This is a genomic window from Enterobacter cloacae complex sp. GF14B (assembly GCF_004136805.1).
GTDB lineage: Bacteria > Pseudomonadota > Gammaproteobacteria > Enterobacterales > Enterobacteriaceae > Enterobacter > Enterobacter hormaechei_C.
The window spans coordinates 1-9,127 of sequence record NZ_QFRV01000065.1; the positions used below are offsets into that span (position 1 = coordinate 1).

Consider the following 9,127-nt stretch of genomic DNA (forward strand, 5'->3'; position numbering starts at 1 on the left):
AAGGCGGCCGTCATACTCCGTTCTTCAAAGGCTACCGTCCACAGTTCTACTTCCGTACAACTGACGTGACCGGTACCATCGAACTGCCAGAAGGCGTAGAGATGGTAATGCCAGGCGACAACATCAAAATGGTTGTGACTCTGATCCACCCAATCGCGATGGACGACGGTCTGCGTTTCGCAATCCGTGAAGGCGGCCGTACCGTTGGCGCGGGCGTTGTTGCTAAAGTTCTGGGCTAATTAATTATCCCTGAAATAAAAAGGACGCTTCGGCGTCCTTTTTTGTTTTCTACCGTAAAGTCGCTGTCATAAAAATTCGCATTTTTTGTCTTCTCCCGCCACGTATTCCGGCGCCTGTGCTATTGTAATCATAACCATTCTCACTTACACTTTGCGCATATTTTGAACGGGAGTCTTTATGTACGTTTGTTTATGTAATGGTGTAAGCGACAAAAAAATTCGTCAGGCCGTTCGCCAGTTTCAACCACAATCTTTCCAGCAGCTTCGCAAGTTTGTTCCGGTGGGAAATCAATGCGGTAAATGCGTTCGCGCAGCGCGTGAGATCATGCAGGACGAACTGATGCAGATCCCGGAATTCAAAGAGATCGCGTAAGCCTCTATCTTTTTTTTGACATCCCCGTAGCCCGATCTACGCTTCAATGAGTGGAAGCGGAGGGACTATATAATGAAAGGTGATGTTAAAATCATAAGTTATCTCAATAAATTATTGGGAAATGAGCTTGTCGCAATCAATCAGTATTTTCTCCATGCAAGAATGTTCAAAAACTGGGGACTGACTCGCCTCAACGATGTTGAATACCATGAGTCCATTGATGAAATGAAACACGCCGATAAATACATTGAGCGTATTTTATTCCTCGAAGGCATTCCTAACCTACAGGATCTCGGAAAACTGGGCATCGGAGAAGATGTCGAAGAGATGCTGCGTTCTGATCTCCGGCTGGAGCTGGAGGGTGCAAAAGACCTGCGTGAAGCCATTGCCTATGCGGACAGCGTACATGACTACGTCAGCCGCGATATGATGATCCAGATCCTGGCCGATGAAGAAGGGCACATCGACTGGCTTGAGACCGAACTGGATCTCATTAGCAAAATTGGCCTACAGAACTACCTTCAGTCTCAGATCAAAGTGGAAAGTTAATCAGGCTTTCCCAGCCAACGCATAAACCCGCTGCCGCCAGAAATGGCCCAAAAGGCAGTGGGTTTTTTAATGCCTGCTTATCAGGAGTAAACAACGAGAAAGCAACCAGATACAGCAGAGCCATTAACGCGGCTACGAGTGCCAGTACTGGCAGTACACACCAGCCATGCCATGCCCCCAGCGCCGCCAGATATTTTATGTCGCCATATCCCATACCTTCACGTCGGCAGATGAGCCGATATCCCCAATAGATAACGGCGAATCCGGCGTATCCTGCCATCGCACCCACCACCGCGCTCGGCAAAAAATCAGGATGGAGGCAGAGCTGGTAAAGCAGGCCGGTCCATAGCAGCGGGCAAAGAAATTTATCGGGAAGAAGCCCCGTGCGAATATCGGTGCGAACAAGCAAGGCCGATAAAGCAAAATAGATCAGCAGAAAGGGGAGGGACAGTAGCATAGCGAAAGCCTCAAAACGGTTTGAGCGCATACTCGTAATAATCTACATGTCCGGCAATGTGCAAAAACAGCAATTGCGTAGCGGCTTCAGACAAAGAGTTGAGAAGGGATACTTTGCATAAAAAAATGCGAGGCCTTACGCAGAGTACGTCTTTAGCGCTTAATTTCTAAACGGCACTTGCGTCTTCCCCAGATTTACGTATAATGCGCGGGCTTGTCGTAATTGACGGCGGGTTCAATCTGAACCAGAGTAGCTCACTTTGTTACTCAACAATGCTCCCAATTGGGGAGCTACGTAAGAACGGTTACACTCTCCCATCAATCGTAATGGGTTTGAGGAGTGATCATTTTCGTTTATAAAATAATTGGAGCTCTGGTCTCATGCAGAACCAAAGAATCCGTATCCGCCTTAAAGCGTTTGATCATCGTCTGATCGATCAATCAACCGCGGAAATCGTCGAGACTGCTAAGCGCACTGGTGCGCAAGTCCGTGGTCCGATCCCGCTGCCGACCCGCAAAGAGCGCTTTACCGTTCTGATCTCTCCGCACGTTAACAAAGATGCGCGTGATCAGTACGAAATCCGCACTCACAAGCGTCTGGTTGACATCGTTGAGCCAACTGAGAAAACCGTTGATGCTCTGATGCGTCTGGATCTGGCTGCCGGTGTAGACGTGCAGATCAGCCTGGGTTAATCAGGTCATCGAGCGATTGAGAGGTTGAAACAATGATTGGTTTAGTCGGTAAAAAAGTGGGTATGACCCGCATCTTCACTGAAGATGGCGTTTCTATCCCAGTAACCGTAATCGAAGTTGAAGCAAACCGCGTTACTCAGGTTAAAGATCTGGCTAACGATGGCTACCGCGCTATTCAGGTTACCACTGGTGCTAAAAAAGCTAACCGTGTAACCAAACCAGAAGCGGGTCACTTCGCTAAAGCTGGCGTTGAAGCTGGCCGTGGTCTGTGGGAATTCCGTCTTGCTGAAGGCGAAGAGTTCACCGTAGGTCAGGACATTAGCGTTGAGCTGTTTGCTGACGTTAAAAAAGTTGACGTAACCGGTACCTCTAAAGGTAAAGGTTTTGCTGGTACCGTTAAGCGCTGGAACTTCCGTACCCAGGACGCTACTCACGGTAACTCCTTGTCTCACCGCGTTCCGGGTTCTATCGGTCAGAACCAGACTCCGGGCAAAGTGTTCAAAGGCAAGAAAATGGCAGGTCAGCTGGGCAACGAACGTGTAACCGTTCAGAGCCTGGACGTAGTACGTGTTGACGCTGAGCGCAACCTGCTGCTGGTTAAAGGTGCGGTCCCGGGTGCAACCGGTAGCGACCTGATCGTTAAACCAGCTGTGAAGGCGTAAGGGGATAGCAATGGAATTAGTATTGAAAGACGCGCAGAGCGCGCTGACTGTTTCCGAAACTACCTTCGGTCGTGATTTCAACGAAGCGCTGGTTCACCAGGTTGTTGTTGCTTATGCAGCTGGTGCTCGTCAGGGTACTCGTGCTCAGAAGACTCGTGCTGAAGTAACTGGTTCAGGCAAAAAGCCATGGCGCCAGAAAGGTACCGGCCGTGCGCGTTCAGGTTCTATCAAGAGCCCGATCTGGCGTTCAGGTGGCGTGACCTTCGCTGCGCGTCCACAGGACCACAGTCAAAAAGTTAACAAAAAGATGTACCGCGGCGCGCTGAAAAGCATTCTGTCCGAACTGGTACGTCAGGATCGTCTGATCGTTGTCGAGAAGTTCTCTGTTGAAGCGCCTAAAACTAAGCTGCTGGCACAGAAACTGAAAGACATGGCTCTGGAAGATGTGCTGATCATCACCGGTGAGCTGGACGAGAACCTGTTCCTGGCCGCGCGTAACCTGCACAAGGTTGACGTACGCGACGCGACTGGTATCGACCCGGTTAGCCTGATCGCCTTCGACAAAGTCGTAATGACTGCTGATGCTGTTAAGCAAGTTGAGGAGATGCTGGCATGATTCGTGAAGAACGTCTGCTGAAGGTGCTGCGCGCACCGCACGTTTCTGAAAAAGCGTCTACTGCGATGGAAAAAACAAACACCATCGTTCTCAAAGTTGCTAAAGACGCGACCAAAGCAGAGATCAAAGCTGCTGTGCAGAAACTGTTTGAAGTCGAAGTCGAAGTCGTTAACACCCTGGTAGTTAAAGGGAAAGTTAAACGTCACGGACAGCGTATCGGTCGTCGTAGCGACTGGAAAAAAGCTTACGTCACCCTGAAAGAAGGCCAGAACCTGGACTTCGTTGGCGGCGCTGAGTAAGTCGGAGGAGTAATACAATGGCAGTTGTTAAATGTAAACCGACATCTCCGGGTCGTCGCCACGTAGTTAAAGTGGTTAACCCTGAGCTGCACAAGGGCAAACCTTTTGCTCCGTTGCTGGAAAAAAACAGCAAATCCGGTGGTCGTAACAACAATGGCCGTATCACCACTCGTCACATCGGTGGTGGCCACAAGCAGGCTTATCGTATTGTTGACTTCAAACGCAACAAAGACGGTATCCCAGCAGTTGTTGAACGTCTTGAGTACGATCCGAACCGTTCCGCGAACATCGCGCTGGTTCTGTACAAAGACGGCGAACGCCGTTACATCCTGGCCCCTAAAGGCCTGAAAGCTGGCGACCAGATTCAGTCTGGCGTTGATGCTGCAATCAAAGCAGGCAACACCCTGCCGATGCGCAATATCCCGGTTGGTTCTACCGTTCATAACGTAGAAATGAAACCAGGTAAAGGCGGTCAGCTGGCGCGTTCCGCGGGTACTTACGTTCAGATCGTTGCGCGTGATGGTGCTTATGTCACCCTGCGTCTGCGTTCTGGTGAAATGCGTAAAGTCGAAGCAGACTGCCGCGCTACTCTGGGCGAAGTTGGCAATGCTGAGCATATGCTGCGCGTTCTGGGTAAAGCAGGTGCTGCACGCTGGCGTGGTGTTCGTCCTACCGTTCGCGGTACTGCGATGAACCCAGTCGACCACCCACATGGTGGTGGTGAAGGTCGTAACTTTGGTAAGCACCCGGTATCTCCGTGGGGCGTTCAGACCAAAGGTAAGAAGACCCGCAGCAACAAGCGTACTGATAAATTTATCGTACGTCGCCGTAGCAAATAATTTTAGAGGATAAGCCATGCCACGTTCTCTCAAGAAAGGTCCTTTTATTGACCTGCACTTGCTGAAGAAGGTAGAGAAAGCGGTGGAAAGCGGAGACAAGAAGCCCCTGCGCACTTGGTCCCGTCGTTCAACGATCTTTCCTAACATGATCGGTTTGACCATCGCTGTCCATAATGGTCGTCAGCACGTTCCAGTCTTTGTTACCGACGAAATGGTTGGTCACAAACTGGGTGAATTCGCACCGACTCGTACTTATCGCGGCCACGCTGCTGATAAAAAAGCGAAGAAGAAATAAGGTAGGAGGAAGAGATGGAAACTTTAGCTCAACATCGCCATGCTCGTTCTTCTGCACAGAAGGTTCGCCTTGTTGCTGACCTGATTCGCGGTAAGAAAGTGTCGCAGGCCCTGGACATCCTGACCTATACCAACAAGAAAGCTGCGGTATTGGTCAAGAAAGTACTGGAATCTGCCATTGCTAACGCTGAACACAACGATGGCGCTGACATCGACGATCTGAAAGTCGCGAAAATTTTCGTAGATGAAGGCCCAAGCATGAAGCGCATTATGCCGCGTGCGAAAGGTCGTGCAGATCGCATCCTGAAGCGCACCAGCCACATTACTGTGGTTGTGTCCGATCGCTGAGACTCTGGAGACTAGCAATGGGTCAGAAAGTACATCCTAATGGTATTCGCCTGGGTATTGTAAAACCATGGAACTCTACCTGGTTTGCGAACACCAAAGAATTCGCTGACAACCTGGACAGCGATTTTAAAGTACGTCAGTACCTGACTAAGGAACTGGCTAAAGCGTCTGTATCTCGTATCGTTATCGAGCGTCCAGCGAAGAGCATCCGTGTGACTATTCACACTGCTCGTCCTGGCATCGTTATCGGTAAGAAAGGCGAAGACGTAGAAAAACTGCGCAAGGTCGTAGCGGATATCGCTGGCGTTCCTGCACAGATCAATATCGCTGAAGTTCGTAAGCCTGAACTGGACGCTAAATTGGTTGCTGACAGCATCACTTCTCAGCTGGAACGTCGTGTTATGTTCCGTCGTGCTATGAAGCGTGCTGTACAGAACGCAATGCGTCTGGGCGCTAAAGGTATCAAAGTTGAAGTTAGCGGCCGTCTGGGCGGCGCGGAAATCGCACGTACCGAATGGTACCGCGAAGGTCGCGTACCGCTGCACACTCTGCGTGCTGACATCGACTACAACACCTCTGAAGCGCACACCACTTACGGTGTAATCGGCGTTAAGGTATGGATCTTCAAAGGTGAGATCCTGGGTGGTATGGCTGCTGTTGAACAACCGGAAAAACCGGCTGCTCAACCTAAAAAGCAGCAGCGTAAAGGCCGTAAATAAGGAGCGTCGCTGATGTTACAACCAAAGCGTACAAAATTCCGTAAAGTGCACAAAGGCCGCAACCGTGGTCTGGCGCAGGGTACGGATGTTAGCTTCGGCACTTTCGGTCTGAAAGCTGTTGGCCGTGGTCGTCTGACTGCACGTCAGATCGAAGCAGCACGTCGTGCAATGACCCGTGCAGTTAAGCGTCAAGGTAAGATCTGGATCCGTGTATTCCCGGACAAACCGATCACCGAGAAGCCACTGGAAGTTCGTATGGGTAAAGGTAAAGGTAACGTGGAGTACTGGGTTGCCTTGATCCAACCGGGCAAAGTCCTTTATGAAATGGACGGTGTTCCGGAAGAGCTGGCCCGTGAAGCCTTCGGCCTGGCAGCAGCGAAACTGCCTATCAAAACCACCTTTGTAACTAAGACGGTGATGTAATGAAAGCAAAAGAGCTGCGTGAAAAAAGCGTTGAAGAGCTGAACGCTGAGCTGCTGAACCTGCTGCGTGAGCAGTTCAACCTGCGTATGCAGGCTGCAAGTGGCCAGCTGCAACAGACTCACCTGCTGAAGCAAGTGCGTCGCAATGTTGCGCGCGTTAAGACTTTACTGACTCAGAAGGCGGGTGCGTAATGACCGATAAAATCCGTACTCTGCAAGGTCGTGTTGTTAGCGATAAAATGGAGAAATCCATTGTTGTAGCTATCGAACGTTTTGTGAAACACCCGATCTACGGTAAATTCATCAAGCGTACGACCAAACTGCACGTACATGACGAGAACAACGAATGTGGTATCGGCGACAAGGTTGAAATCCGTGAATGCCGTCCACTGTCCAAGACTAAGTCCTGGACGCTGGTTCGCGTTGTAGAGAAAGCGGTTCTGTAATAGAGTACGCATTCTCAATACGAATAAACGGCTCAGCGATGAGCCGTTTATTTTTTCTACCCATATTGCAGAAGCGGTGTTATAATGCCGCGCCCTCGATATGGGGCTTTTTAACGGCTCTGATTTTAGAGTCTCAGGTAGTAGTTGACATTAGCGGAGCACTAAAATGATCCAAGAACAGACTATGCTGAACGTCGCCGACAACTCCGGTGCACGTCGCGTAATGTGTATCAAGGTTCTGGGTGGCTCGCACCGTCGCTACGCAGGCGTAGGCGACATCATCAAGATCACCATCAAGGAAGCAATTCCACGTGGTAAGGTCAAAAAAGGTGATGTGCTGAAGGCGGTAGTGGTGCGCACCAAGAAGGGTGTTCGTCGCCCTGACGGTTCTGTCATTCGCTTCGATGGTAATGCATGCGTTATTTTAAACAATAACAGCGAGCAGCCTATCGGCACGCGTATCTTTGGGCCGGTAACTCGTGAACTTCGTACTGAGAAGTTCATGAAAATTATCTCTCTGGCACCAGAAGTACTCTAAGGAGCGAATCATGGCAGCGAAAATCCGTCGTGATGACGAAGTTATCGTGTTAACCGGTAAAGATAAAGGTAAACGCGGTAAAGTAAAAAATGTTCTGTCTTCCGGCAAACTCGTCGTTGAAGGTATCAACCTGGTTAAGAAACATCAGAAGCCGGTTCCGGCCCTGAACCAACCAGGCGGCATCGTTGAAAAAGAAGCTGCTATTCAGGTTTCTAACGTTGCAATCTTCAATGCGGCTACCGGTAAGGCTGACCGTGTAGGCTTTAGATTCGAAGACGGTAAAAAAGTCCGTTTCTTCAAGTCTAACAGCGAAACTATCAAGTAATTTGGAGTAGTACGATGGCGAAACTGCATGATTACTACAAAGACGAAGTAGTTAACAAACTCATGACTGAGTTTAACTACAATTCTGTCATGCAAGTCCCTCGGGTCGAGAAGATCACCCTGAACATGGGTGTTGGTGAAGCGATCGCTGACAAGAAACTGCTGGATAACGCAGCAGCTGACCTGACAGCAATCTCCGGTCAAAAACCGCTGATCACCAAAGCACGCAAATCTGTTGCAGGCTTCAAAATCCGTCAGGGCTATCCGATCGGCTGTAAAGTAACTCTGCGTGGCGAACGCATGTGGGAGTTCCTTGAGCGCCTGATCACTATTGCTGTTCCACGTATCCGTGACTTCCGTGGCTTGTCCGCTAAGTCTTTCGACGGTCGTGGTAACTACAGCATGGGTGTCCGTGAGCAGATCATCTTCCCAGAAATCGACTACGATAAAGTCGACCGCGTGCGTGGTTTGGATATTACCATTACCACTACTGCGAAATCTGATGAAGAAGGCCGTGCTCTGCTGGCTGCCTTTGACTTCCCGTTCCGCAAGTAAGGTAGGGTTACTGAATGGCTAAGCAATCAATGAAAGCACGCGAAGTAAAGCGCGTAGCTTTAGCTGATAAATTCTTCGCTAAACGCGCTGAACTGAAAGCGATCATTTCTGATGTGAACGCTTCCGACGAAGATCGTTGGAATGCGGTTCTCAAGCTGCAGTCTCTGCCGCGTGATTCCAGCCCGTCTCGTCAGCGTAACCGCTGTCGTCAAACAGGTCGTCCACATGGTTATGTGGGCAAGTTTGGGTTGAGCCGTATCAAACTGCGTGAAGCCGCCATGCGCGGTGAAGTACCAGGCTTGAAAAAGGCTAGCTGGTAATTACCAATTGAATCACGGGAGTAAAGACAGATGAGCATGCAAGATCCGATCGCGGATATGCTGACCCGTATCCGTAACGGTCAGGCCGCGAACAAAGTTGCGGTCACCATGCCTTCCGCCAAGCTGAAAGTGGCAATTGCCAACGTGCTGAAGGAAGAAGGTTTTATCGAAGATTTTAAAGTTGAAGGCGACACCAAGCCGGAACTGGAACTTACTCTCAAGTATTTCCAGGGTAAAGCTGTTGTAGAAAGCATTCAGCGTGTCAGCCGCCCAGGCCTGCGCATCTATAAGAAAAAAGATGAGCTGCCAAAAGTAATGGCTGGTCTTGGTATCGCAGTTGTTTCTACCTCTAAAGGTGTTATGACTGATCGTGCAGCGCGCCAGGCTGGTCTTGGTGGCGAAATTATCTGCTACGTAGCCTAATCGGAGGAAAGA

Annotated in this window: 19 protein-coding genes and 1 pseudogene; 19 read left to right on the top strand and 1 reads right to left on the bottom strand. The window is 49.9% G+C overall.

Annotated features, from left to right (window positions below):
* The 3 genes and pseudogenes from tuf to bfr form a co-directional block, all read left to right on the top strand.
* A pseudogene (tuf, locus tag DD606_RS18320) lies at nt 1-239 on the top strand (elongation factor Tu); the annotation flags it as partial.
* Nucleotides 240-417: 178 nt separating this feature from the next.
* Nucleotides 418-612 carry a bacterioferritin-associated ferredoxin gene (gene bfd, locus DD606_RS18325; protein ID WP_003863268.1) on the top strand — a complete coding sequence of 65 codons (195 nt, stop codon included), beginning with the start codon at nt 418-420 and terminating at the stop codon, nt 610-612.
* A gap of 72 nt (nt 613-684) precedes the next feature.
* Nucleotides 685-1,161: a bacterioferritin gene (bfr, locus tag DD606_RS18330; RefSeq protein WP_003863270.1), complete on the top strand. Its 477-nt coding sequence runs from the start codon at nt 685-687 to the stop codon at nt 1,159-1,161.
* On the opposite strand, the gene DD606_RS18335 is transcribed toward bfr, so the two are convergent.
* Complete coding sequence (locus tag DD606_RS18335) at nt 1,145-1,618, bottom strand: A24 family peptidase (protein WP_003863271.1); 474 nt, start codon at nt 1,616-1,618, stop codon at nt 1,145-1,147. The two genes, bfr and DD606_RS18335, sit on opposite strands and share 17 nt — an antisense overlap.
* 380 nt (nt 1,619-1,998) lie before the next feature.
* Here DD606_RS18335 and rpsJ point away from each other — a divergent pair, with 380 nt between their 5' ends.
* The 16 genes from rpsJ (at nt 1,999) to rpsH (ending at nt 9,115) form a co-directional block, all read left to right on the top strand.
* The gene (gene rpsJ / locus DD606_RS18340; protein ID WP_001181005.1) at nt 1,999-2,310 is read left to right on the top strand and encodes a 30S ribosomal protein S10; all 312 of its coding nucleotides are present in this window, start codon (nt 1,999-2,001) and stop codon (nt 2,308-2,310) included.
* A gap of 32 nt (nt 2,311-2,342) precedes the next feature.
* Entirely contained in the window at nt 2,343-2,972 is a 630-nt protein-coding gene (gene rplC / locus DD606_RS18345; RefSeq protein WP_003863274.1) for a 50S ribosomal protein L3, read from the top strand.
* A gap of 10 nt (nt 2,973-2,982) precedes the next feature.
* Entirely contained in the window at nt 2,983-3,588 is a 606-nt protein-coding gene (gene rplD / locus DD606_RS18350; protein WP_000424395.1) for a 50S ribosomal protein L4, read from the top strand.
* A complete protein-coding gene (gene rplW / locus DD606_RS18355) occupies nt 3,585-3,887 on the top strand; it encodes a 50S ribosomal protein L23 (RefSeq protein ID WP_000617546.1) in 303 nt (100 codons plus the stop codon). The genes rplD and rplW overlap by 4 nt, the downstream gene beginning before the upstream one ends.
* Nucleotides 3,888-3,904: 17 nt before the next feature.
* Nucleotides 3,905-4,726 carry a 50S ribosomal protein L2 gene (rplB, locus tag DD606_RS18360; RefSeq protein WP_008457150.1) on the top strand — a complete coding sequence of 274 codons (822 nt, stop codon included), beginning with the start codon at nt 3,905-3,907 and terminating at the stop codon, nt 4,724-4,726.
* A gap of 16 nt (nt 4,727-4,742) precedes the next feature.
* Nucleotides 4,743-5,021 (top strand): 30S ribosomal protein S19, encoded by a 279-nt coding sequence (gene rpsS / locus DD606_RS18365; RefSeq protein WP_001138117.1) that lies wholly within the window; start codon nt 4,743-4,745, stop codon nt 5,019-5,021.
* A gap of 14 nt (nt 5,022-5,035) precedes the next feature.
* Complete coding sequence (gene rplV / locus DD606_RS18370; RefSeq protein ID WP_002919773.1) at nt 5,036-5,368, top strand: 50S ribosomal protein L22; 333 nt, start codon at nt 5,036-5,038, stop codon at nt 5,366-5,368.
* A 17-nt stretch (nt 5,369-5,385) separates the two neighbouring features.
* Nucleotides 5,386-6,087, top strand: coding sequence for a 30S ribosomal protein S3 (gene rpsC, locus DD606_RS18375; RefSeq protein ID WP_000529945.1), 702 nt, complete (start codon nt 5,386-5,388; stop codon nt 6,085-6,087).
* Between the two features lie 12 nt (nt 6,088-6,099).
* Nucleotides 6,100-6,510, top strand: a complete 411-nt coding sequence (gene rplP, locus DD606_RS18380) for a 50S ribosomal protein L16 (RefSeq protein ID WP_002919759.1) — start codon at nt 6,100-6,102, stop codon at nt 6,508-6,510.
* Entirely contained in the window at nt 6,510-6,701 is a 192-nt protein-coding gene (rpmC, locus tag DD606_RS18385; protein WP_003863282.1) for a 50S ribosomal protein L29, read from the top strand. Before rplP ends, rpmC begins: the two co-directional genes overlap by 1 nt.
* Nucleotides 6,701-6,955, top strand: coding sequence for a 30S ribosomal protein S17 (rpsQ, locus tag DD606_RS18390; RefSeq protein ID WP_002438707.1), 255 nt, complete (start codon nt 6,701-6,703; stop codon nt 6,953-6,955). The genes rpmC and rpsQ overlap by 1 nt, the downstream gene beginning before the upstream one ends.
* A gap of 166 nt (nt 6,956-7,121) precedes the next feature.
* Nucleotides 7,122-7,493, top strand: coding sequence for a 50S ribosomal protein L14 (gene rplN / locus DD606_RS18395; RefSeq protein ID WP_002919748.1), 372 nt, complete (start codon nt 7,122-7,124; stop codon nt 7,491-7,493).
* A 10-nt stretch (nt 7,494-7,503) separates the two neighbouring features.
* Nucleotides 7,504-7,818: a 50S ribosomal protein L24 gene (gene rplX / locus DD606_RS18400; RefSeq protein ID WP_003863287.1), complete on the top strand. Its 315-nt coding sequence runs from the start codon at nt 7,504-7,506 to the stop codon at nt 7,816-7,818.
* Between the two features lie 14 nt (nt 7,819-7,832).
* A complete protein-coding gene (rplE, locus tag DD606_RS18405; RefSeq protein ID WP_003863290.1) occupies nt 7,833-8,372 on the top strand; it encodes a 50S ribosomal protein L5 in 540 nt (179 codons plus the stop codon).
* 14 nt (nt 8,373-8,386) lie between these two features.
* A complete protein-coding gene (gene rpsN, locus DD606_RS18410; RefSeq protein ID WP_003863291.1) occupies nt 8,387-8,692 on the top strand; it encodes a 30S ribosomal protein S14 in 306 nt (101 codons plus the stop codon).
* A 30-nt stretch (nt 8,693-8,722) separates the two neighbouring features.
* Nucleotides 8,723-9,115 (top strand): 30S ribosomal protein S8, encoded by a 393-nt coding sequence (rpsH, locus tag DD606_RS18415; RefSeq protein ID WP_006178918.1) that lies wholly within the window; start codon nt 8,723-8,725, stop codon nt 9,113-9,115.
* Nucleotides 9,116-9,127 lie beyond the last annotated feature (12 nt).

What these genes read in the sequence shown, in the direction of transcription:
- bfd (WP_003863268.1), top strand. Translation starts at nt 418, where the DNA reads ATGTACGTTTGTTTATGTAATGGTGTAAGCGACAAAAAAATTCGTCAG.
- bfr (WP_003863270.1), top strand. Translation starts at nt 685, where the DNA reads ATGAAAGGTGATGTTAAAATCATAAGTTATCTCAATAAATTATTGGGA.
- DD606_RS18335 (WP_003863271.1), bottom strand. Translation starts at nt 1,618, where the DNA reads ATGCTACTGTCCCTCCCCTTTCTGCTGATCTATTTTGCTTTATCGGCC.
- rpsJ (WP_001181005.1), top strand. Translation starts at nt 1,999, where the DNA reads ATGCAGAACCAAAGAATCCGTATCCGCCTTAAAGCGTTTGATCATCGT.
- rplC (WP_003863274.1), top strand. Translation starts at nt 2,343, where the DNA reads ATGATTGGTTTAGTCGGTAAAAAAGTGGGTATGACCCGCATCTTCACT.
- rplD (WP_000424395.1), top strand. Translation starts at nt 2,983, where the DNA reads ATGGAATTAGTATTGAAAGACGCGCAGAGCGCGCTGACTGTTTCCGAA.
- rplW (WP_000617546.1), top strand. Translation starts at nt 3,585, where the DNA reads ATGATTCGTGAAGAACGTCTGCTGAAGGTGCTGCGCGCACCGCACGTT.
- rplB (WP_008457150.1), top strand. Translation starts at nt 3,905, where the DNA reads ATGGCAGTTGTTAAATGTAAACCGACATCTCCGGGTCGTCGCCACGTA.
- rpsS (WP_001138117.1), top strand. Translation starts at nt 4,743, where the DNA reads ATGCCACGTTCTCTCAAGAAAGGTCCTTTTATTGACCTGCACTTGCTG.
- rplV (WP_002919773.1), top strand. Translation starts at nt 5,036, where the DNA reads ATGGAAACTTTAGCTCAACATCGCCATGCTCGTTCTTCTGCACAGAAG.
- rpsC (WP_000529945.1), top strand. Translation starts at nt 5,386, where the DNA reads ATGGGTCAGAAAGTACATCCTAATGGTATTCGCCTGGGTATTGTAAAA.
- rplP (WP_002919759.1), top strand. Translation starts at nt 6,100, where the DNA reads ATGTTACAACCAAAGCGTACAAAATTCCGTAAAGTGCACAAAGGCCGC.
- rpmC (WP_003863282.1), top strand. Translation starts at nt 6,510, where the DNA reads ATGAAAGCAAAAGAGCTGCGTGAAAAAAGCGTTGAAGAGCTGAACGCT.
- rpsQ (WP_002438707.1), top strand. Translation starts at nt 6,701, where the DNA reads ATGACCGATAAAATCCGTACTCTGCAAGGTCGTGTTGTTAGCGATAAA.
- rplN (WP_002919748.1), top strand. Translation starts at nt 7,122, where the DNA reads ATGATCCAAGAACAGACTATGCTGAACGTCGCCGACAACTCCGGTGCA.
- rplX (WP_003863287.1), top strand. Translation starts at nt 7,504, where the DNA reads ATGGCAGCGAAAATCCGTCGTGATGACGAAGTTATCGTGTTAACCGGT.
- rplE (WP_003863290.1), top strand. Translation starts at nt 7,833, where the DNA reads ATGGCGAAACTGCATGATTACTACAAAGACGAAGTAGTTAACAAACTC.
- rpsN (WP_003863291.1), top strand. Translation starts at nt 8,387, where the DNA reads ATGGCTAAGCAATCAATGAAAGCACGCGAAGTAAAGCGCGTAGCTTTA.
- rpsH (WP_006178918.1), top strand. Translation starts at nt 8,723, where the DNA reads ATGAGCATGCAAGATCCGATCGCGGATATGCTGACCCGTATCCGTAAC.